Source organism: Pseudalkalibacillus berkeleyi (assembly GCF_021608225.1).
Classification (GTDB): Bacteria; Bacillota; Bacilli; order Bacillales; family Fictibacillaceae; genus Pseudalkalibacillus; species Pseudalkalibacillus berkeleyi.
In genome coordinates this window covers 1,477,115-1,499,554 of sequence record NZ_JAKIJS010000001.1, presented here as the reverse complement: position 1 = coordinate 1,499,554, position 22,440 = coordinate 1,477,115, and the positions used below count along the sequence as shown (strand labels likewise).

The following is a 22,440-nucleotide window of genomic DNA, read 5'->3' as shown; positions in this document are numbered from 1 at the left end:
ATAAGATTCGACATGAAGAGGGCTGACTCATTTTGAGTCAGCCCCCTTTGATATTGAAAATGTTAAATTATGAGCGGTGTTGATCGTAATAATTCATTTTCGACCATTGCTTCATTAAGTTAATTTCGTTAGGAGAAAGTTGTATATGCGAAGCCTTTACGTTATTTTCAAGTTGTGAAACAGTACTAGCTCCGGGAATTACGGTTGCAACAGCAGGGTGGTCCAACGGATACCGGAGTGACATATGGGAAAGCTCTCTCCCATTAGAAACCTCATCGACCTTACGCATTAAGTCATGAATTTCACTTGCTGAATAGTCCATGAATCCTTTTTCAGAAGCTTTATCAGTAAAAATCCGATCCGTCAGATTACCCTTTGCTAGCGGTCCTCGTGCGATAACTGAAACGTTATTCTCATGTATTTCATCTAGTAACTCCTCTGGTCGACGATCCAACATGCTATATTGCATCATGATGCTCACAATATTCGAACGTTTAAGATATTCTTCGATAACATTTGGACGGATGGAAGAAATACCGTACTCGCGAATCAGTCCCTCTTGTTTCAACGATTCAAAAGCTTCAATAATTTCATCTATCGGATCATCCAAGGTACCACCATGTAATTGATACAAGTCAAGGTAATCGGTTCCTAGTCGGTGTAAGGATTTTTTTACCGCAGTGGTTATGTAATCCTTACTAGGTGCCCATTCCCAACCTTCATTTACATGATCCCAGCGGTTTCCTACCTTAGTTGCTAGAACCGCTTGATCCCGTTTTCCTTTTAGAGCTTTACCAACAATTTCTTCATTTTCACCGAATCCGTACAAGTCGGCAGTATCAATGAAAGTTACACCCTCATCAAGTGCTTTGTGTATGATGTTTATTGATTCGTTTTCATCTTTCCCGAGTGACATACACCCGAGTCCAATTTCTGATACATATAGTTCTGAAGAACCTAGTTTGTTTCGTTGCAATGTTAGCACCTCCTATTCATACATTACCACGTATTGAAGGGAGAATAACATTCAGGTGGATGGTGAACAACTTTAACAAGTCTAATATGCAAAAAAGCACCCATCGTTAAGGGTGCTTTTAACTCAATTTTCTCGGTTTACCGTCGATCCAGTCTTGCACTGTACTGTATTCCTTCATGTATTTTTTCAGCATATATTTCACTTCCCAAGCTTTACCGACTAAGGTGACGCTTTTCGGTTGAACATAGACTTTCATAAATGAACTCCCTTCGATCTATTGATTGTGGGTTTAGCATGAGCGCGTATGGTAGACTTTATGTACGAGCGATAAGAAATAGTACAAGGAGTGTATTTGTGATGAAGCAATTAGAGGAGAAGACACTTGATACGAAAGTGATTTATAATGGAAAAATTATTGACCTCCATCTTGAGAAGGTCGAACTACCTGATGGAAATACTTCACAAAGAGAAGTCGTTAAACATCCTGGTGCAGTAGCGGTTCTTGCAGTAACACCGGAAAATAAAATTGTTCTCGTTAGGCAATACCGCAAACCTTTAAATAGAGAAATCATTGAAATTCCTGCTGGAAAACTTGAACCGAACGAATCACCGGAATTATGTGCGATGAGGGAATTAGAAGAGGAGACAGGATACCGCACTGAGAAATTAGAGTTCTTGCAATCTTTCTATACATCTCCAGGATTTGCAGATGAAATCATCCATATTTACTATACGGACCAATTAGAAGTTGGGAATGAACAACCAGATGAGGATGAGTTTGTAGAAACGATGGAAGTGACATTAGATGAAGCGATTGAAATGGTACAAAATCAACAAATTTATGATGCGAAAACGGCATTCGCGATTCAGTTCCTACAATTGAAAGAGGCACAGAAGTAAAATGATTGACGTTTTTGCAGATCTCCATATTCATTTAGGATCCACCCGTGAAGGTGCTCCTGTGAAAATTTCAGCTTCTAAACAACTAACACTCAAACGGATTCTCGATTATTCATTGAATGTGAAAGGGATTCAAATGATAGGCATTATTGATTGCCAAGTTCCAGCAGTGCTTGATGAAATTGAGGATATGGTGAAACTAAAGCAACTTACTGAACATGAAGATGGAGGACTCATTGCTAATGAAGCTTGTATCATAATGGGTTCAGAAATTGAGGTCTATGATGAAAGTTGTTCTGGTCCGATCCATATACTTGCTTATTTTCCTTATATTGAGCAGATGAGGCAATTCAGCGGATGGTTGAAAGAACGAATGACCAATTTAAATCTATCCTCACAGCGTTATTATGGCTCGGCCATTGAGCTGCAAGAGAAAGTGAAACAATTAGGAGGGATGTTCATCATCGCTCACGCATTTACTCCTTTTAAAAGTTTATATGGGAAAGGTGTTTCTAGTAGCCTGACAGAAGTATTCAATTCTTCATTAATAGACGGTATCGAATTAGGCTTAAGCGCAGATACTCGTATGGCTGACCAAATAAGAGAGCTAGCAGTATTTCCTTTCCTTACGAATTCAGACGCTCATTCATTAGAGAAGATTGGGCGAGAATACCAACGAATTCGAGTAGATGACCTTTCTTTTAAAGAGTTAGAGTATGCCTTGAAGTCTAGAGGTGGGCGATTGATTCATCAAAACTATGGACTGCATCCACAATTAGGTAAGTACTATCAAACATGTTGCTCTAAATGTGGATCGACTACTAACGTAGAAACTACTAATCGTTGTGCTCTTTGTAAAGGTAGAATCGTAAAAGGGGTTTCAAATCGAGTTCAAGAATTAGCGGATGGTGGTAAAGGATCGATGCCTGAAAGACCGAGCTATATACACCACACTCCACTTGAGTTCATTCCTGGATTAGGAAAAATGACACTCAAAAAACTAAGAACACGATTTGGAACAGATATGGAAATCATTCATTTGACAGATCAGGAGCAACTGAAAACAGTACTCTCAGATGAATTAGTAGAGCGGATCATTCAAGCAAGAAGTGGTGAGATGAAGATTAAGCCAGGAGGTGCTGGTCAATATGGTAAGTTAATGTCGTAGAATGAGAATGTGGTTGCCTAGTTGTCATACTCTATGAAATCTCTCATATGATGAATTAAGAGATGAAGAGGGAGGCAATAAAATGGAGCACCGGCTTACCATAAACATGAAACGATCATTCTCACAACATATACAAGAACACTCATCTTTATATACGTTTACTGTCGTTTTATTAATGATGGGCATTGTGTTTGGAGCTGTAATCGTTAATAGCTTGAGCTTAATGCAGAAGGAAGATCTGTTTCATTATTTAAGCCGATTCTTCGGACAAGTTTCTGAAGGAGAAGTGGCGAGTGCTTCCGCCATGTTTACCCAAAGCTTCCTACACTATTTAAAGTATATGGGGTTAATTTGGTTGCTCGGCTTATCAATCATCGGATTGCCAGTTATTCTAGTTTTATTATTTCTTAAAGGAATGGTTGTTGGTTTCACCGTTGGATTTCTCGTTAACCAAATGGGGTGGCAAGGATTTCTTTTATCTTTCGTTTCTGTCTTACCTCAGAACCTCATTTTGATTCCAGCATTCGTGCTAGTAACAACCGCTGCTGTGGCGATTTCATTGACGATGATTAAAGCTCAATTCTCAAATAGAATGAAAACCCCGCTAATGCCATTGCTGTTTAAGTATACGATGACCGTGATCGTAATCATGATTTTGGTTGCAAGCGCATCGTTTATAGAAGCTTTCCTATCACCATCTTTGATCAAATCAACGATCCATTTATTCAGTTGATAATAAGGATTAGATAATATTTAATATAAAGAACAGATTAAAATAATTACAATTTGACACTATTTTCACCCACGCTTATAATGATATTATACATAATGTGTGGGAGGGTTCGAATTGGAAAATCGTATTGAAAGCATAAAGAAACAGCTTCATTCTCAAAGCTATAAATTAACCCCCCAGCGCGAAGCGACCGTTCGAGTTTTGTTAGAAAGAGAGGAAGATCATCTTAGTGCAGAAGATGTTTATCTTCTTGTGAAAGATAAGGCTCCAGAAATTGGGCTCGCCACGGTTTACCGTACATTAGAATTGCTAACAGAATTGAAGATTGTTGATAAAATCAATTTTGGCGATGGGGTTTCACGGTATGATCTTCGCAAAGAAGGTGCCGATCACTTCCATCATCATTTAGTATGTATTGAATGTGGTGCTGTTGATGAAATACAAGAAGATTTACTAGGTGATGTTGAACAAATCGTTGAAAAAGACTGGAATTTTAAAGTAAAGGACCATCGATTGACGTTCCACGGCATTTGCTATCGATGTCACGATAAGGTTGAAACTTCAATGGAACAAGAGGTTACGACAAAATAAGCTGAATGAGTAATGGAAGGGTTGACTACTATGGTCAATCCTTTTTTAATGGATGATCGAATTGAGGGAAATTCTAGATAAATGTGGATTTTTCTGGATAATATCGTTTTTTTCTAGATAATTTTCATTTTTTCTAGATAAGCACCAATTTGTTGGGTCTTTCATACACGTTCAACTCTGCTTTTCAATAAAATAGAGATTTTCCTCCTCTTTTAAGGCGTTTTTACATTTAAAAACCACACGAACGAACAATTTCGCACCCCTAAACGTCTAATCAACGACTTCCTAAGCTTTCATCTTTTTCTAGTATATTCTTATGATTGACGGGCATATCCTGTACAAAGGACAAACTAGGAGGACTTCCAATGATTTCGTTCATTCGGTTACTGTTTAATACGACGAAGGTATTTTTGGCGTTTATCTTCTGCACACTCCTGTTTTATTATGGGCTTTTATGGTTAAATGAAGAGTATCAGGATTTCCATCGATACGATGAACCTGAGGGTCGTGCAGTTAAAGTATTTGAAGCTTATCATGAGAAAGAATATATAAATTGGGTCGACCGTTTACAATTGTTTTATGATACTGGGGAATAAGGAGCGGTTGCTTCATGTTAGACGAAGTGAAGGATTACATGCATTTCTTGACAGTGGAGAGAGGTCTTGCTGACAACACATTGCAATCCTATGAACGGGACTTGAGAAAGTACGTTCTATATTTGCAAAAAGAACTCAACCATTCAACATATAATACAATCACGAGAAACGATATTATGAAGTATCTCTATCACTTGAAAGATTCCGGTAGAGCTGCAACTACAATTGCTAGAACAATTGCATCCATTCGTTCCTTCCATCAATTCTTGTTAAGAGAAAAGGCTTCCGACCAAGATCCATCTGTACATATTGAAACGCCGAAAACAGAGCGACGTCTACCTAAAATCCTCTCAACAGAGGAAGTAGACCGCTTAATGGATGCGCCAGAAGGTGGGACATCATACGGTTTAAGAGATAAAGCGATGATTGAACTTCTGTATGCGACTGGTATACGTGTATCTGAAATGATTCAATTGGATTTGTCTGATGCGCATTTGACGATGGGGTTCATCCGATGTCTCGGAAAAGGGAATAAAGAACGGATTATTCCAGTCGGAAGAATGGCAAGTAAAGCATTAACCAATTATATAGAAGAAGCTCGACCAAAAATGCTGAAAAAGAAAACGACCGATGCGTTGTTCTTAAATCATCATGGTAACCGATTAACGAGACAAGGGTTTTGGAAGATTTTAAAAAAGTTGACTGTGAATGCGAGAATTGAGAAGGAATTAACACCTCATACTCTTAGGCATTCTTTTGCAACACATTTGCTCGAAAATGGTGCAGACCTAAGGGCGGTCCAAGAACTGCTCGGACATGTCGATATATCGACTACGCAAATCTATACGCATGTGACGAAAACTCGCTTAAAGGATGTATATTCTACCTATCATCCAAGAGCGTAAAGTACATTAAAAAATAAGTCATTTAGCACAGGATAAAAGTACGTGCGAACTGATAAAAAACATGATACACTCAAAAAAGTGCCCTTGAAGTAGGGCACTTCTAATTCAATAAGATAGAGGTCAGACTTCTGACCTTTTCAGACTGTTGTTTGATAGACCGTTTCACTGGAAATGGTATTAAATAGTGTGCAAATTAGGGAGGAGACTTATTAATGAGTGAACCTAAATTCAAACGTGTGTTTCTGATTGTCATGGATTCTGTTGGGATTGGAGAGGCACCTGATGCTGAACAATTCAATGATCTTGGTGCAGATACACTTGGACATATTGCTGAGAAAATGAACGGATTAAACATGCCTAACATGGGACAACTAGGTTTGAGTAACATCCGTGAAATTCAAGGAATTGAAAAAGCGGAGAAACCGTTAGCGCATTATGGCAAAATGCAAGAAGCTTCTAATGGAAAGGATACGATGACAGGTCACTGGGAAATTATGGGACTTTTTATTGAAAACCCATTCAAAACATTTCCTGATGGATTCCCTGATGAATTGATTCAAGAACTAGAAGAAAAGAGTGGCCGTAAAATCATCGGAAATAAGCCAGCTTCTGGTACGGAAATTCTTGACGAGCTCGGTGAAGAACATATGAAAACAGGTGCGCTTATTGTGTATACATCTGCTGACTCTGTGCTTCAAATCGCCGCACATGAAGAGATTGTTCCAATCGAAGAACAATATGAAATATGTAAAATGGCACGTGAATTAACGCTTGATGAAAAATATATGGTTGGTCGCATAATTGCAAGACCTTTTGTAGGTGAACCAGGTGCGTTCGAACGTACTTCAAATCGACATGACTATGCATTAAAACCATTCGGTCGGACTGTGATGAATGAGTTAAAAGATGCAGAATATGACGTTATTGCAATTGGTAAGATATCCGATATTTATGATGGTGAAGGTGTTACGGATGCTATACGTACGACGTCCAATATGGATGGAATGGACCGCATTATTGAAACGGCAGATCGTGATTTTACAGGTATCAGCTTTTTGAACCTTGTTGATTTCGATGCGAAATTCGGTCACCGTCGCGATCCAATTGGATATGGGGAAGCATTAGAAGAGTATGATGCTCGTCTTCCTGAACTACTTGAGAAGCTAGGGGAAGATGACCTACTTCTTATTACTGCTGACCATGGTAACGATCCGATTCACCATGGGACAGATCATACTCGTGAATATGTACCCCTTCTTGCGTATAACAAAAATTTTGCTGTCGGTAAGGAACTTCCAACGAGCAAAACATTTGCTGATATCGGTGCTACCATTTCAGATAATTTCAGCGTACAAGCGCCAGAGTATGGCAAAAGCATTTTAGAGAAATTGTCCTAGGAGGCTAACAATGACACAACTTGAAACCATAAAACAAGCAGCACAATATATTACGGAAAAGATAGAAGAAAAGCCTACTGTTGGTCTGATCTTAGGCTCAGGACTCGGAGTGCTTGCAGATAAAATTGAAAATCCAGTATCTTTCCCTTACGGAGACATCCCTAACTTTCCTGTTTCAACAGTAGAAGGACATGCGGGAGAACTTGTCATTGGGACGATCCAAGGGAAAACAGTCGTTGCAATGAAAGGTCGCTTCCATTATTACGAAGGATACTCCATGCAAAAAGTAACCTTCCCGGTTCGTGTGATGAAAGAAATTGGTGTTGAACAGTTGATTGTTACGAATGCAGCGGGTGGTATAAATGAAAACTATTCCGCTGGTGATCTTATGCTAATCACTGATCATATTAACAATACAGGTGATAACCCACTGATCGGGCCAAACGATAACAATCTTGGTGCTCGTTTCCCAGATATGTCTTCTGCCTATTCAAATCGTCTGCAAGGCATTGCAAAAGACGTTGCCTCCGACCTTGGCATGAACTTACAAGAAGGTGTGTACATCGCCAATTCTGGACCTTCCTATGAAACACCAGCAGAAGTAAGAATGCTACGAATCATTGGTGGAGATGCTGTTGGGATGTCAACGGTACCAGAAGTGATCATTGCGAAGCATAGTGGAATGGAAGTGCTCGGTATTTCATGTATTTCTAATTTGGCTGCGGGTATTCTTGACCAACCACTTACGCATGATGAAGTAATTGAGACGACGGAAAAAGTTAAAACCAACTTCATGGACCTTGTCCAACAAGTTGTAAAAAGTATGTAGGAAGAAGGGGTATACGTGTCTAAGCTATTGAAGGAAGTACAAGAGTCTGTTGAAGCGATTCATCAGAAATCCGCGCAACAGCCTACGATTGGACTAATTCTTGGATCAGGTCTTGGAGATTTTGCTGATGAAATCAATCACGCTACTTACATTGACTACACTGAAATTCCACATTTTCCTGTATCGACTGTTGAAGGTCACGCAGGTAAGTTAGTTATAGGGGAATTAAGCGGTAAAACTGTAGTTGCCATGCAAGGCCGCTTTCACTTTTACGAAGGATATACAATGCAGGAAGTCACCTTCCCAGTACGCGTCATGAAGGGTCTCGGTGTTGAACAGATCATCGTAACGAATGCTTGTGGTGGAATGAACCCGGATTTCCAAGCAGGAGACTTAATGATTATTGAAGATCATTTAAATATGACTGGTGCAAACCCATTAATCGGACCGAATGATAAAGAGCTTGGACCACGTTTCCCTGACATGAGTACCGCGTATACACCTGAACTGATCGAACTTGTTAAATCAGTTGGTAAGGAACAAGGCATTTCATTACAACAAGGGGTTTATGCCTCAATCAGCGGTCCGACATACATGACTCGTGCTGAACTGAAAATGCTTCGAACAGTAGGTGCGGACACAGTCGGCATGTCGACGGTTCCGGAAGTGATTGTGGCTCGTCATATGGATATGAAAACGATCGGCATTTCTTGTATAACGGATATGGCGATTGCGGAGGAACTTGAACCACTCACACACGAACAGGTCGTGGAGGTAGCAAACCGAACGAAACCGACCTTTAAACAATTGCTGCGCTCAGTGATTGAAAAAGTTTAAGACAAGGAATGATATCGGATGAGAATGGTAGATTTAATTGAAAAGAAACGTAACGGTAAGGAACTCTCTAAAGAAGAGATCACTTTCATCATAGAGGGCTACACAAATAACGAGATTCCTGATTATCAAATGTCTGCACTCGCAATGGCTATTTATTTTACAGACATGACAGAGGAAGAACGCGCTAACTTTACGATGGCGATGGTTGATTCAGGGGATAAAATTGACCTATCTGCAATAGAAGGAATTAAAGTTGATAAGCACTCTACTGGTGGAGTTGGTGATACGACTACACTTGTTTTAGCGCCTCTAGTTGCAGCGGTAGATGTACCTGTAGCGAAGATGTCAGGCCGTGGTCTAGGACACACTGGTGGAACGATTGATAAGCTTGAAGCGGTTCCGGGATTCCATGTTGAAATCGATAATAACGAATTTATTGATCTTGTTAATAAAAACAAAATTGCCGTTATCGGACAGAGTGGTAACTTAACGCCTGCTGATAAGAAATTGTACGGACTTCGTGATGTTACAGGTACAGTTAACTCAATACCGCTAATTGCTAGCTCGATTATGAGTAAGAAGATTGCAGCTGGTGCTGACGCGATTGTACTTGATGTGAAAACAGGAGCCGGGGCATTCATGACAGAAGTTGAGCAAGCAGAAGAACTTGCTAACGCAATGGTGAAAATCGGAAACAATGTGGGCCGAAACACAATGGCAGTCATCTCCGACATGAGCCAGCCTTTAGGATTTGCGATTGGTAATGCGCTTGAGGTAAAAGAGGCAGCGGACACGTTACGAGGTAATGGTCCTAAAGACCTTGAAGAATTGTGCCTGACGCTTGGTTCGTTTATGGTTGTTCTAGCTAAAAAAGCTGAAACAGTAGAAGAAGCTCGCCAAATGCTAATTGATGTGATGAAGAATGGCAAAGCGATCGAAGCATTCAAGACATTCTTAAAAGCACAAGGTGGCGACGAAACAGTTATTGACGATCCAAGCAAAATGCCACAGGCAAAACATCAAATTCCATTCGTAGCAGACAAAGCCGGATTCGTATCAGAAATTACTGCGAATGAAGTAGGAACTGCAGCAATGCTATTAGGTGCCGGCCGTGCGACAAAGGAATCAGTCATTGATTTAGCAGTAGGAATCGTCCTTCATAAGAAGGTTGGAGATGAAGTGAAAGAAGGCGACGCAATCGCAACTCTACACAGCAATCAAGAAAATGTTGATGACGTATTGAAGAAATTACGTGATGCATATACGATTTCATCTGAAAAAGTCGATGCGCCACCACTTGTCTATAAAGAAATTATGTAAACTGACTATGATGAAAATCAGGTTGTCCCAAAACACCTATGAGAGTAGGTGTACGGGGCAGCCTTTTTTTATGTGAAAAAAGTATACATACGCGCAACTATGACTTAGCAAAGTTTCAAAACTGGTTATTGTGCACAAATTAGGTTTTATCGTGCAAAACTCGGAATTTATCGTGCAAAACTCGGAATTTATCGTGCAAAACTCGGAATTTATCGTGCAAAACTCAAGTTTTATCGTGCATACCGTGATTCCCGCAACAAAAACCTCTTCCCTCCACTTAATCCAAATTACCAATATAAGTATAAACCAACCAAAATTGGTAAAAATAAGAATAATAAGAATGGAGGGATTATGCAATGAAACGTTTTTTTACTAGTATTCTTGTAGTTGTGATGGCCTTCACGGTCGTATCTCCAGCTGCTTTTGCAAACGAGGATCATGTTACTGCTAATTCTCTTGCAAATAAAGCGTCTTCTGCAATTTTGATTGAAAGAGATACAGGTACAGTTCTATTTGATAAAAATGCTGACGAAAAGCTTCCTCCGGCAAGTATGACGAAAATTATGACCATGATTCTCGTGATGGAAGCTTTACATAAAGGCAAAATCAACATGAAGGATAAAGTGAGAACGAGTGAGTACGCAGCTTCGATGGGAGGCTCTCAAATTTTCTTAGAGGCTGGAGAAGAAATGTCAGTCGAAGAGATGTTGAAGGGTATCGCACTTGCTTCTGGAAATGATGCATCTGTTGCGCTCGGAGAATTTATTGCGGGTACGAACGATGCTTTCGTTAAACTAATGAATGATAAAGCAAAAGAACTTGGATTGAAAAACACGAATTTTGAAAACGCAACCGGACTACCTGGAAAGGAACACTACAGTACGGCAAGAGATATGGCCCTGATGGCCAAAGAGCTGTTAAAGTACGAGCAAATTACTAAATACACAGGCAAATATGAAGATTATTTACGTCAGAACACGGATAAAAAGTTCTGGCTTGTAAATACAAATAAACTTGTGAAATTTTACCCTGGTGTAGATGGTTTGAAAACGGGCTATACCCATGAGGCGAAATATTGTTTGACAGCAACTGCGAAAAAGAATGATATGCGTGTCATCGCAGTTGTTATGGGTGCACCTACAACGAAAGAACGGAATGCTCAAGTAACACAAATGCTCGATTACGCTTTTGCAAATTACGAGACGCAGAAATTGTACGAAAGACACCAAATGATTGATGATGTAGAAGTACAAAAAGGAATCTCGAAAACAGTACAAATGGCTACTTCTGAGCCGATTTCTGTCTTAATGAAAAAAGGTGAGAAAAAGCTAAAGCTGAAAACAGAAATCAAAATCAAGAAAAACGTGAAAATGCCTATTGAGAAAGGCGATCGCCTTGGTACGATCATCGTAAAAAATAATGGGAAGAAAGTAACTGAATCTCCTCTCGTTGCTTCAGAAAATGTGCAATCAGCGAACTGGTGGGCACTCTTTAAGCGAACGGTAGGGAAATTTTCACAAACACCTTAAATCCTAGTCTAGTATAATTTCTAATTATTTTTGGGTTAAAAATCGACAGAGCGCTTTGCAAATTATTAGATTAAACATCGATTTGACACTAGTTTTGTCACCGAGAAGGATTCGAAGTGAACGGTATAGAATTGACTCACTACTAGAAGAAGGAGGAGAGGTAAGTGAGTCTAAACGTTAAACTCGAAGTGAAAGACCGTGTTCTTTGTATCCGATTATCAGGTGATTTAGACCACCATACAGCAGCACAGTTACGTTCAGAAGTCGATCAAACCATTGAAGAGAATCAAATCCATGATATTATCTTGAATTTGGAAGCCTTGTCTTTTATGGATAGCTCTGGTTTAGGAGTGATCCTCGGTCGATACAAATTGATCAAAAGTCAAGGTGGAGAAATGGTTGTATGCTCGATCTCCCCTTCTGTAAAACGACTGTTTGAAATGTCAGGCATGTTCAAAATTATCCGTCTAGAGGATAGCGAACAAAAAGCTCTGAACACGCTGGGGGTGGCATAATGAAGAATGTGATGAAAATGGAGTTCTCTGCTCGAAGTGAAAATGAATCGTTTGCAAGGGTTACGGTTGCAGCATTTATTGCACAGCTCGATCCAACTGTTGATGAGTTAACTGAAATTAAAACGGTTGTATCTGAAGCCGTGACGAATTCGATTATTCACGGTTATGAAAATAACGATAACGGCATGGTTCACATTGAGTGCCGACTAGAGGATGGATTTGTTGAAGTCCTCATTAGGGATGAAGGAATTGGAATCGATAATTTAGATGAAGCACGCCAACCATTGTACACGACTAAGCCTGAATTGGAACGTTCAGGTATGGGATTCACCATCATGGAGAACTTCATGGATCAGATTGAGATTGAAACAGAAAAGTCATTCGGCACCACGATCCGCTTGAAAAAGTATTTATCAAATCATAAAGCGCTTTGTAATTAAGGGAGCATAGCCTATGGATTTGGACGTCAAACAAGATAAAAAGCCACCGTACCTGAGTGACAAGGAAATGAAAGAGTTGATTCAACGTAGTCAAGATGGTGATCCGAAAGCTCGTGATACCATTGTTGAAAAGAACATGCGACTCGTATGGTCAGTTGTACAACGATTTTTGAATAGAGGGTACGAACCGGACGATCTCTTCCAAATCGGGAGTATCGGTCTACTCAAATCAGTAGATAAATTCGATCTTAGTTATGACGTAAAATTTTCAACATACGCGGTTCCGATGATTATCGGAGAGATACAACGGTTTATACGCGATGATGGGACTGTGAAAGTAAGTAGGTCACTGAAGGAGCTTGGTAACAAAGTCCGAAAAGTAAAGGATGAGCTATCTAAGAACTTTGGCCGGAATCCCACTGTAAATGAAATCGCAGAGAAACTTGAGATAAGTCCAGAAGAAGTAGTAATGGCTCAAGAAGCAGTTAGGGCACCATCCTCCATCCATGAAACGGTTTATGAAAATGACGGGGATCCAATTACCTTACTTGATCAAATTTCTGATCGTGATGAATCAAAATGGTTCGATCAAATTGCATTGCGAGAAGCCATTAAAACATTAAACGAACGGGAAAGGTTAATTGTTTACCTCAGATACTTTAAAGATCAAACCCAATCGGAAGTCGCAACAAGACTTGGTATATCGCAAGTGCAAGTATCAAGACTTGAAAAGAAAATATTGAAGGAAATGAAGACCCAGATGGACGAGTAAATTCGTCGATCTGGGTTTTTTAGTGCGGACTGCTTATATAATTTTTCACCAGTAATCATTTGCGCCACATAACATCTATTTTTGACTTGACGATGCTTCAACTTATTGAATCAATAACAGGGAATTATTGGATAGATATTGCGGACGGAATGAGACACGTTTGGAAGAAACATACTACACATAAACGAATTGGCAAAAAAGGGGGCCTTTCTTTGGATACAGAAGCAGTGTATTTACGAATGCGTCATAAACTACACGTTTCTCCCATGCAAACTGTACTCATTAAAGACGTAGCCCAGCTTGTAGGCCCGGATCATATTATTAATGAAATAAGTAAGATGATCATCCACCAAATTTCAATTCATGATAAAACTATCGTCGTAATTGACCTGATGAAAGTACTAAAGGCGATAAGGAATGAATATCCCAAGCTTGATATCCAGCCCATTGGCACTTCTCAAACGATTATTGAAGTTATCTACAATCGACCGAAAATGACAGGTGCTTATTTCATAATCGTCTGGATATTACTATTTATCGGAGCAGGGCTTGCGATTATGAACTTTCACGAAGATGTCAGCATGCAAGAAGTTCACCAGAAGATTTATTTCATAGTGACAGGTCAGCAAAACGATTATCCGTTGTTACTCCAAATTCCATATTCATTAGGGTTAGGATTTGGAATGGTCTTGTTCTTTAATCATATTTTCAAGAAACGATTTAATGAAGAGCCTAGCCCACTAGATGTTGAGATGTTCAACTACCAACAAGATCTCGACCAGTACGTCATCATGAATGAAAATAGTGAAAATGAGAAGAAGAAGAATGACGATCCAAATCATTAGTATCATGATTATTGGATTAGGAGGGGGACTCGCTGTTGGTGCTGGGTTTGTGGCGCTCCTCACAGTCTTTGGGATTCTACCAAGGCTCATGCAAATTTCAAAAACCTATTCGCGCATAAGAAGCTATGAAATGAGTGTAATTCTAGGGGTTCTATTTTCTAGTTGGTATGGACTGAGAGATATGACCATTCATATGAATGCATGGATTCTCATCCCTATTGGTATAGCAAGCGGGACATTTATTGGGATGCTAGCAGCTGCACTTACTGAGGTATTGAATGTTCTTCCAATCCTTATGAAACGAGTAGGTTTTAAGGAGCAAGTGTTAGGACTACTAATGGCCATCTTGTTTGGTAAAGTACTGGGGTCATTATTCCATTGGATATTCTTTGTTCATTTATAGACTACATCAAGGAGTGGAAAGGAATTGGCAAAAAAGAACAACATGACACCTGAACAGAAGGCATACTTAGAAAAAATCAAGCCGTTACAACCGAAAACCCCATATGTATTAAATGCTTTTAAAGCTTTTATGGTTGGTGGTTTCATCTGCTTAATCGGTCAAGGAATCACCAACTTTTACATTACATTTTTCAATTTCACCGAACAGACTGCGGGTAATCCGACAGTCGCAACCCTCATCTTGATTGCATCTCTACTAACCGGATTTGGTGTGTACGACAAAATCGGTCAATTCGGTGGTGCGGGTTCAATAGTACCTGTAACAGGATTTGCAAATGCGGTAACGAGTGCCGCATTGGAGCATAAGAGTGAAGGAATCGTGCTTGGCATCGCGACTAACTTATTTAAATTAGCAGGCGCTGTCATCGTATTTGGGGCCGTATCAGCTTATGTTATCGGGATGATTCGTTATTTAATCAAATTATTTATCTAAGTCTCAGGAGGATTGGCGATTATGAAGCTTACAGGAAAACAAACTTGGACTTTCTCAAAACCTATCTATATGAGTGCTTCTTCTGCTGTAGTCGGGCCGGATGAGGCTTCTGGACCTCTAGGTGAAAAATTTGATCTAACATTTGATGAACTTCATTGTGGTCAAGATAATTGGGAGTTAGCAGAAATGCACTTAATGGAACAAGCGATTGACATTTGTCTTCAAAAAGCAGACAAGCAACCAGGTGATATTGATTTATTCCTTTCGGGGGATTTAATAAACCAGACGGTCATTTCGAACTATACGGCAAGAAAAAATCAAATTCCATTTCTCGGGATGTTTGGTGCTTGTTCTACGTCTATGGAAACACTGGCTGTTGCTTCTGCGTTGGTGGATGGAGAATTTGCAAATAACGTATTAACGGCAGTAAGTAGCCATAACGCAACAGCTGAACGCCAATTTCGATACCCGACAGAATACGGTGGGCAAAAGCCAGACTCAGCCACGTACACGGTTACAGGCGCAGGTGCTTCAATCGTAGGAACAACACCTTCTCAAATTAAAATTACATCAGCAACAATTGGCCGCGTTATGGATCTTGGCATTAAAGACCCATTCGATATGGGCTCGGCTATGGCTCCTGCAGCAGCAGACACGATCGCCACACATCTAAAAGACACCGGTAGAAGTCCGGATTATTACGATTTAATTGTAACTGGAGATCTTTCAGCGGTAGGCTCACCGATTTTACTGGAGCTTTTAAGGGAAGAGAATTTCGATTTAACCGCTAATCATCAGGACTGTGGATTATTAGTATACCGCCCTGATCAACCTGTTTTTGCAGGCGGTAGTGGGTGCGCGTGTTCAGCAGTCGTAACATACGGACATTTAATCAAAGAACTCCAAGCAGGCAATTTGAAAAGGATCTTTGTCGTAGCGACGGGGGCTTTAATGAATCCGATTATGATTCAACAAAAAGAATCGATTCCGACTATTGCGCATGGGGTTGTTTTTGAAGCTTCAAATGTAGGAGGGACTCACTAATGGAGTACTTGATTGCTTTCGTTGTAGGCGGATTAATTTGTTTAATCGGACAATTACTATTAGACTTCTTCACCATCACACCCGCTCACCTTACTTCTGGTTTTGTCGTTGCAGGAGCGTGTTTAGATGGATTTGGACTTTATGATCGATTAATTCAATTTGCTGGTGCTGGAGCTACAGTTCCAATCACAAGCTTTGGCCATTCACTCTTACACGGGGCCATGGCAGAGGCTGAAGAACATGGTTTTATTGGTATCGCGATGGGAATTTTCCAATTAACCTCTGCTGGTATCTCTTCTGCCATACTTTTTGGATTTATTGTAGCAGTGCTCTTTAAACCTAAAGGATGATGAGACATGACAAAACGAGTCATCATAATTACTGATGGAGATCTATATGCGTTAAAAGCCGTCGAATGTGTAGCAAAGGAAATCGGTGGTCGGTGTATTTCCCAGTCGTGGGGGAATCCATCCAAGTTATCAGGAGAAGAGCTTGTCGACATGATCTTATCGACACCTTATGACCCAGTGCTTGTCATGTTTGATGATTGTGGATTTCAAGGTGAAGGACCAGGTGAGAGGGCGATGAGAGCGGTCAATAATCACCACGAAATTGATGTGATCGGTGCAATTGCTGTTGCTTCTAAAACACACCTCGCCGAGTGGACGCGCGTAGACGTCAGTTTAGACCGTTTCGGAGAACTTTCCGCTTACGGTGTGGATAAAAGTGGGTTACCTGATACCGAATTCGGAAGAATTGATGGTGATACGGTTTACATTTTAGATGAACTAAATATCCCGTTCATTGTAGGTGTAGGGGATATCGGAAAGATGGCAGGAATTGATGAAGCGAAACGAGGCTCTCCAATTACAAAACAAGCGATTCAACTCATCTTAGAAAGGAGTGGGAAATATGCATCCGAAAAAAGAACAGACACCGATTAACAAAAAGATTGCAGAGAATGAAGAACTGCTAAAAGAAAAAATGGGGATTGGAAAGAGCTTCGATGTAGGTGTTCGTAAGATGAACATTTTAAACAAAGAAGTTCATATCTATTATTGTACAGGTCTCTGTGACAGTGAATTCATTATCATGCTCCTAAAAGAACTTTTGTTGATGGACAATGAATACAGAACGAGTTCAAAAACGAAAGATGTCATAAAAAATCATCTTGCACATCAACAAGTTTCCACTGCAAAAAACTTGGATGAAATTATCGATCGTGTATTATCAGGGTTAATTGCTGTTTTGATTGACGGTCAAGATGAAGGGTTCATAGTAGATGTCAGGAGCTATCCTGGGCGAACCCCTTCAGAACCAGATGTTGAAAAGGTCGTACGTGGTGCCCGAGATGGTTACACGGAAAACATCGTGGAAAATACAGCATTAACTAGAAGACGTCTACGAGATGAAAGATTACGAAATGAAATCGTACAAATTGGTGACCGTTCAAAAACCGACGTATGTATTTCCTACTTAGAAGATGTTGCCGATCCAGGATTAATTAAAACAATTAAACAAGAGCTCGATAAAATCCGGATTGATGGCATTCCGATGGCTGATAAGACAGTAGAAGAGTTCATAGTCAAGCAAGGTTGGAATCCTTATCCTTTAGTCCGTTACACAGAGCGTCCAGACGTTGCTGCAACTCACTTGTTAGAGGGGCATGTCCTTGTTTTTGTCGATACATCACCAAGTGTAATCATTACACCTACAACGTTTTTCCATCATGTTCAACATGCAGAGGAATACCGCCAAACACCGATGATCGGTGCATTTCTAAGGTGGGTCCGATTTGGGGGCATGATTACTTCTGTATTCCTCCTACCATTATGGCTTTTGTTCGTGTTGAACACGGAATTGTTACCTGAGCATATTGATTTCATCGGTCCAAATAAAGAGTCCAACATCCCTATCTATTTACAAATTTTATTTGCTGAATTAGGGATTGATGTATTGAGGATGGCAGCCATTCACACCCCATCCGCCTTATCAACTGCAATGGGGCTCATCGCAGCGGTATTAATCGGACAGATCGCCATTGATGTCGGCTTATTTGTATCAGAGGTAATATTATACGTAGCGCTTGCGGCGATTGGATCCTTTTCCACTCCGAGTTATGAGTTGAGTGTAGCGAACAAAATCGTCCGGTTGATTATGATCACTCTTGTGTTGATCTTTGGGGTGCCAGGCTTTATGGTCGGGTTCACGCTCGTTATCGTTTTCTTATGCAGTATCAAAAACTTGAATACACCATATTTGTGGCCGTTCATCCCTTTCAATCCTCAAGCTTTGATGCAAGTGTTAATTAGAGTATCCGTTCCACTTTCTAAAGTGAGACCAAGTATCGTCAGGCCACAAAACCATAAGAAACAATCAAATTAAGGTTGATTCTACCCGGATATTATGCTAAAGTAATGCTTAATTTAATAATTGCCTCATTCAATGTAATGGGGTAGAGGCGCGAAGCGAAAGAGTAATCGTCATGAGCAGGGGTGCGAAGACGGACGATGAAAGGTCAATTTGCCGAAGCAAACAAGAAAGCCCGAAATTGTTTGCTGGGTCGTTGCTGAATAAGCAACGGACTGTCACTACACATGTAGTGGAGAGCTATTCCAACTGATGAGGGTACGGACTAAACCAGTTTATGTACCTAAAATACATGGACTGGTTTTTTGTCTATCCATCAGTTAATGAGCTCTCTCCGATATAGAGAGAGGAGAAATGAACATGGTATTTTTAGGATCTGGCAATATGAATAGTGAAGGGCATTTAGAAATTGGTGACGTTGATACGGTTGATTTAGCGAAGGAGTTTGGTACACCTTTGTACGTCTATGACGTAGCGAAAATTCGTGAACAAGCAACAGCTTATCTTTCAACTTTTAAGAAGAGAAATGTGACAGCAAAGGTTGCATATGCCAGTAAAGCTTTTTCTTGCATTGCGATGGTGCAATTAATGCAACAGGAAGGACTCCACCTGGATGTCGTATCAGGGGGAGAGTTATTTACTGCGCTACAAGCAGGGTTTCCTGCAACGCACATACATTTTCATGGTAACAATAAGAGTATTGAGGAATTAACTGCAGCAGTTGAAGAAGGTGTAGGAAGTATCGTTGTGGACAACTTTTACGAATTGGATTGTCTTAAGTCGATTGGTGAAAGCCTGAACCGTGTCATTCCGATCCAGTTACGCATTACACCTGGCATAGAGGCTCATACACATGAGTACATCCTGACCGGTCAAGAGGATTCTAAATTCGGCTTTGATCTTATTAGTAAACAGGCGGATCAGGCTTTGCATGAGGCTCTATCCTCGTCATACATTGATATGATGGGTATCCATTGTCACATTGGATCACAAATTTTTGAATCAGATGGATTTGTGATGGCGATTCGTAAAATATTTGACTTACTGGAAGATTGGTCTGAATCATTTGGTTATGAAGCGCGAGTTGTCAATCTAGGTGGAGGATTCGGAATTGCCTACACGACAAATGACAAGAAGATTTCAATAGAAGAAATGATGAACGTTGTTGTAGATGAAGTCCAAGATCAAGTAGCAGAAAAGAGCTTGGCCATGCCTGAAATATGGATTGAACCAGGTCGATCGATCGTTGGCGAAGCAGGAACTACGCTCTATACGGTTGGGTCAGAAAAAAGAATTCCTGGAGTGAGAAATTACCTTGCAGTAGACGGAGGTATGACGGATAACCTGAGACCAGCTTTGTATCAGGCGAAATATGAAGCGGTGATTGCAAATCGTCTATCTCAAAAGAACACACAGACTGTATCTATAGCGGGGAAGTGTTGTGAATCAGGGGATATGCTCATCCAAGAGGTATCATTACCGAAAACCTCCCAAGGTGATATTTTAGCGATGTTCTGTACTGGTGCGTATGGATACTCTATGGCGAACAATTATAATCGTCTCCCGCGTCCTGCAGTTGTGTTCGTAGAAGAAGGTGAAGCTCAACTTGTCGTGGAGCGAGAAACATATCGCGATCTTGTTCACCTCGACCGTCCATTGAAAAAGACTGTAGTAACAAGTTTTTAAGGGATATCGAATGTGCATTTCTTTACTTCTCTTTCAAAAAAACATACAATGAAACTACTTGCAGTAGAGGAGGGTTTTATCATGAAAAAAGGAAGTATTGAATTTGAAAACGGCGAAAAAGTACTGATTGAATTTTTCCCAGAAGAAGCACCGAATACAGTAGCAAACTTTGAAAAATTAGCGAACGAAGGATTTTACAACGGATTAACGTTCCACCGTGTCATACCAGGATTTGTATCCCAAGGTGGATGTCCAACAGGAACAGGTACCGGTGGCCCTGGTTACACAATTGACTGTGAAACAGAAGGTAACCCACATAAACATAAGCCTGGTTCATTATCAATGGCTCATGCAGGTAAAAACACTGGAGGAAGCCAATTCTTCATCGTTCATGACAGCCAACCACATTTAGACGGTGTACATACCGTTTTCGGTCAAGTTACAGAAGGCTTGGACTCAGCATTACGTACTCAAAACGGCGACGTAATGAAAGAAGTTAAAGTTTGGGAAGAGTAATAAATGAGAAACTGACTCAGAAATCCATATTATTGGATTTCGAGTCAGTTTTTTCTTTAAAGGAAAAAGGTCGTTATATATGACTTAAACACATTCTCCTTGCTAATACGTTTGAGAAAGAGTAACATAAAATACATACAAGTAAATTATCCTTCGGGGTCGGGTGAAAATCCCAACCGGCGGTGATGAAGCGAGCGTTGCTTCTTAGTCCGTGACCCGGTGCAATTCGTTGTAGCGGTGGATTCGGTGCAAATCCGAAGCCGACAGTATAGTCTGGATGGGAGAAGGATATATAAGAAGAACCTAGGAAGAGAGTATGGATCAGTTACACATGCCACAGCTCTCTATCTTTACTCATGCCTACTATCTGAGCATTCGTTCAGTTCGAAGTTGCAGAGGTTTATTTCTTATGCTCTCATACCCCGAAGATGCGTCTAGCATTTTCGGGGTTTTTTGATGTTTAAATAAGGTGGTTAACATTATGGAACAAGAAGTTCGTTATATGAAACTTGCTATAGATATGGCGAAACAAATGGTTGGGCAAACGTCTCCGAATCCGAAAGTCGGCGCTGTTGTCGTTCGCGATGGTGAAATTGTAGGTATAGGCGCACATATGAAGGCCGGAGAAGATCATGCGGAAGTCCATGCACTCAACATGGCTGGCGACAAAGCGAATGGTGCTACGATGTTCGTTACATTAGAACCTTGTAGTCATTTTGGGAAAACGCCTCCATGTGCCAACCTCGTAATAGACAGAGGGATTTCGCGTATTTATGTTGCTACCCTCGATCCAAACCCTGTAGTAGCAGGTAGAGGAGTGGAACGACTCAAGCAAGCAGGAATCGATGTTCATATTGGTTTATTAGAAGAAGAAGCGACTGAGCTTAATCCGTTTTTTAACCATTTTATGAAAACGAGCTTACCTTATGTAACGCTGAAAGCTGCTTCTAGCTTAGATGGAAAGACTGCCACTACTACTGGGGAAAGTAAATGGATAACGGGTGAAGAGGCAAGGAGAGACGTCCACCATTCGCGTCAAGAGCATGATGCAATCTTAGTCGGTGTCCAAACGATTATTGAAGATGATCCTCAGCTTACAACGAGACTACCGTTCGGAGGTAAAAATCCAACCAGGATTATTCTGGATACTCATCTACGTATTCCTCGATCAGCTAAGGTATTAAATGATCGAGAAGCGCAAACCCTTATCATTACAGGGAGCCAAGTGGCTATGGATCAAATAGAAGAAATTCAATCTGAGTACGTCCAAGTGATCAAACTGGAGGCAGAGAGCATTCAAATCAGGTCCCTATTAGAACGGATGGCTACTATAGGCATCACCTCTATTTATGTTGAGGGCGGGGCAACTGTACACGCAAGCTTTGTGAAAGAACGGTGTTTCCAACAATTGATTACTTACTTAGCTCCTAAGATTATTGGTGGTTTTACAAGCCCTTCGATAATAGGTGGAGCAGGTATCAAATATATGGACGAGGCAGTTGATTTACAAACCATTTCATTTGAACAAATCGGAGATGATTTGAAAATTGTCTCTGTTCTAAAGGAGGGATAAGTC

The 22,440-nt window shown here is 40.4% G+C and carries 26 protein-coding genes and 2 riboswitches; of the genes, 24 read left to right on the top strand and 2 right to left on the bottom strand.

Features of this window, described 5'->3' with window-relative positions; genetic code table 11:
* Nucleotides 1-67 precede the first annotated feature (67 nt).
* Nucleotides 68-976 carry an aldo/keto reductase gene (locus L2716_RS07970; RefSeq protein ID WP_236333440.1) on the bottom strand — a complete coding sequence of 303 codons (909 nt, stop codon included), beginning with the start codon at nucleotides 974-976 and terminating at the stop codon, nucleotides 68-70.
* Nucleotides 977-1,094: 118 nt separating this feature from the next.
* On the bottom strand, nucleotides 1,095-1,232 hold the full coding sequence (mciZ, locus tag L2716_RS07965) for a Z-ring formation inhibitor MciZ (RefSeq protein WP_236333438.1): 138 nt from the start codon (nucleotides 1,230-1,232) through the stop codon (nucleotides 1,095-1,097).
* Nucleotides 1,233-1,333: 101 nt separating this feature from the next.
* Between mciZ and L2716_RS07960 the strand changes: the two genes are divergently transcribed.
* From L2716_RS07960 to ribD, 24 genes are all read left to right on the top strand, one after another.
* Nucleotides 1,334-1,876, top strand: a complete 543-nt coding sequence (locus L2716_RS07960) for an NUDIX domain-containing protein (protein ID WP_236333437.1) — start codon at nucleotides 1,334-1,336, stop codon at nucleotides 1,874-1,876.
* A gap of 1 nt (nucleotide 1,877) precedes the next feature.
* Nucleotides 1,878-3,044: an endonuclease Q family protein gene (locus L2716_RS07955; protein WP_236333435.1), complete on the top strand. Its 1,167-nt coding sequence runs from the start codon at nucleotides 1,878-1,880 to the stop codon at nucleotides 3,042-3,044.
* Between the two features lie 82 nt (nucleotides 3,045-3,126).
* On the top strand, nucleotides 3,127-3,777 hold the full coding sequence (spoIIM, locus tag L2716_RS07950; protein ID WP_236333433.1) for a stage II sporulation protein M: 651 nt from the start codon (nucleotides 3,127-3,129) through the stop codon (nucleotides 3,775-3,777).
* Nucleotides 3,778-3,891: 114 nt separating this feature from the next.
* Nucleotides 3,892-4,368: a ferric iron uptake transcriptional regulator gene (fur, locus tag L2716_RS07945; protein ID WP_236333431.1), complete on the top strand. Its 477-nt coding sequence runs from the start codon at nucleotides 3,892-3,894 to the stop codon at nucleotides 4,366-4,368.
* A gap of 365 nt (nucleotides 4,369-4,733) precedes the next feature.
* Nucleotides 4,734-4,964: a YqzK family protein gene (locus L2716_RS07940; protein ID WP_236333429.1), complete on the top strand. Its 231-nt coding sequence runs from the start codon at nucleotides 4,734-4,736 to the stop codon at nucleotides 4,962-4,964.
* Nucleotides 4,965-4,978: 14 nt separating this feature from the next.
* A complete protein-coding gene (xerD, locus tag L2716_RS07935; protein ID WP_236333427.1) occupies nucleotides 4,979-5,869 on the top strand; it encodes a site-specific tyrosine recombinase XerD in 891 nt (296 codons plus the stop codon).
* A 212-nt stretch (nucleotides 5,870-6,081) separates the two neighbouring features.
* Nucleotides 6,082-7,266, top strand: a complete 1,185-nt coding sequence (gene deoB, locus L2716_RS07930) for a phosphopentomutase (protein WP_236333424.1) — start codon at nucleotides 6,082-6,084, stop codon at nucleotides 7,264-7,266.
* Between the two features lie 10 nt (nucleotides 7,267-7,276).
* Nucleotides 7,277-8,095, top strand: coding sequence for a purine-nucleoside phosphorylase (locus tag L2716_RS07925; RefSeq protein ID WP_236333423.1), 819 nt, complete (start codon nucleotides 7,277-7,279; stop codon nucleotides 8,093-8,095).
* A 15-nt stretch (nucleotides 8,096-8,110) separates the two neighbouring features.
* A complete protein-coding gene (locus L2716_RS07920; protein WP_236333421.1) occupies nucleotides 8,111-8,932 on the top strand; it encodes a purine-nucleoside phosphorylase in 822 nt (273 codons plus the stop codon).
* 18 nt (nucleotides 8,933-8,950) lie between these two features.
* On the top strand, nucleotides 8,951-10,252 hold the full coding sequence (locus tag L2716_RS07915) for a pyrimidine-nucleoside phosphorylase (protein ID WP_236333419.1): 1,302 nt from the start codon (nucleotides 8,951-8,953) through the stop codon (nucleotides 10,250-10,252).
* Between the two features lie 356 nt (nucleotides 10,253-10,608).
* Nucleotides 10,609-11,781, top strand: coding sequence for a D-alanyl-D-alanine carboxypeptidase family protein (locus tag L2716_RS07910; RefSeq protein ID WP_236333417.1), 1,173 nt, complete (start codon nucleotides 10,609-10,611; stop codon nucleotides 11,779-11,781).
* Between the two features lie 164 nt (nucleotides 11,782-11,945).
* Nucleotides 11,946-12,296, top strand: coding sequence for an anti-sigma F factor antagonist (gene spoIIAA / locus L2716_RS07905; RefSeq protein ID WP_236333415.1), 351 nt, complete (start codon nucleotides 11,946-11,948; stop codon nucleotides 12,294-12,296).
* Nucleotides 12,296-12,736, top strand: a complete 441-nt coding sequence (gene spoIIAB, locus L2716_RS07900; protein ID WP_236333413.1) for an anti-sigma F factor — start codon at nucleotides 12,296-12,298, stop codon at nucleotides 12,734-12,736. The genes spoIIAA and spoIIAB overlap by 1 nt, the downstream gene beginning before the upstream one ends.
* A gap of 13 nt (nucleotides 12,737-12,749) precedes the next feature.
* Nucleotides 12,750-13,508, top strand: coding sequence for an RNA polymerase sporulation sigma factor SigF (sigF, locus tag L2716_RS07895; protein ID WP_236333410.1), 759 nt, complete (start codon nucleotides 12,750-12,752; stop codon nucleotides 13,506-13,508).
* 212 nt (nucleotides 13,509-13,720) lie between these two features.
* A complete protein-coding gene (locus L2716_RS07890; protein ID WP_329610105.1) occupies nucleotides 13,721-14,353 on the top strand; it encodes a stage V sporulation protein AA in 633 nt (210 codons plus the stop codon).
* A complete protein-coding gene (locus tag L2716_RS07885; protein ID WP_236333408.1) occupies nucleotides 14,334-14,756 on the top strand; it encodes a stage V sporulation protein AB in 423 nt (140 codons plus the stop codon). The genes L2716_RS07890 and L2716_RS07885 overlap by 20 nt, the downstream gene beginning before the upstream one ends.
* A gap of 42 nt (nucleotides 14,757-14,798) precedes the next feature.
* Nucleotides 14,799-15,248, top strand: a complete 450-nt coding sequence (gene spoVAC, locus L2716_RS07880) for a stage V sporulation protein AC (RefSeq protein ID WP_236337828.1) — start codon at nucleotides 14,799-14,801, stop codon at nucleotides 15,246-15,248.
* Between the two features lie 21 nt (nucleotides 15,249-15,269).
* Nucleotides 15,270-16,292, top strand: coding sequence for a stage V sporulation protein AD (gene spoVAD, locus L2716_RS07875; protein ID WP_236333406.1), 1,023 nt, complete (start codon nucleotides 15,270-15,272; stop codon nucleotides 16,290-16,292).
* Nucleotides 16,292-16,642: a stage V sporulation protein AE gene (gene spoVAE / locus L2716_RS07870; RefSeq protein ID WP_236333404.1), complete on the top strand. Its 351-nt coding sequence runs from the start codon at nucleotides 16,292-16,294 to the stop codon at nucleotides 16,640-16,642. Before spoVAD ends, spoVAE begins: the two co-directional genes overlap by 1 nt.
* Before the next feature lie 6 nt (nucleotides 16,643-16,648).
* A complete protein-coding gene (spoVAEA, locus tag L2716_RS07865) occupies nucleotides 16,649-17,236 on the top strand; it encodes a stage V sporulation protein SpoVABEA (RefSeq protein WP_236333401.1) in 588 nt (195 codons plus the stop codon).
* On the top strand, nucleotides 17,205-18,677 hold the full coding sequence (locus L2716_RS07860; RefSeq protein ID WP_236333399.1) for a spore germination protein: 1,473 nt from the start codon (nucleotides 17,205-17,207) through the stop codon (nucleotides 18,675-18,677). The genes spoVAEA and L2716_RS07860 overlap by 32 nt, the downstream gene beginning before the upstream one ends.
* Nucleotides 18,678-18,740: 63 nt before the next feature.
* Nucleotides 18,741-18,913: riboswitch (Lysine riboswitch) on the top strand.
* 109 nt (nucleotides 18,914-19,022) lie between these two features.
* Entirely contained in the window at nucleotides 19,023-20,348 is a 1,326-nt protein-coding gene (lysA, locus tag L2716_RS07855) for a diaminopimelate decarboxylase (protein WP_236333397.1), read from the top strand.
* Between the two features lie 81 nt (nucleotides 20,349-20,429).
* Nucleotides 20,430-20,864 (top strand): peptidylprolyl isomerase, encoded by a 435-nt coding sequence (locus tag L2716_RS07850; RefSeq protein WP_236333395.1) that lies wholly within the window; start codon nucleotides 20,430-20,432, stop codon nucleotides 20,862-20,864.
* Nucleotides 20,865-21,009: 145 nt separating this feature from the next.
* A riboswitch (FMN riboswitch) is annotated at nucleotides 21,010-21,157 on the top strand.
* Nucleotides 21,158-21,345: 188 nt separating this feature from the next.
* Nucleotides 21,346-22,437 (top strand): bifunctional diaminohydroxyphosphoribosylaminopyrimidine deaminase/5-amino-6-(5-phosphoribosylamino)uracil reductase RibD, encoded by a 1,092-nt coding sequence (gene ribD / locus L2716_RS07845; RefSeq protein ID WP_268963963.1) that lies wholly within the window; start codon nucleotides 21,346-21,348, stop codon nucleotides 22,435-22,437.
* Nucleotides 22,438-22,440 lie beyond the last annotated feature (3 nt).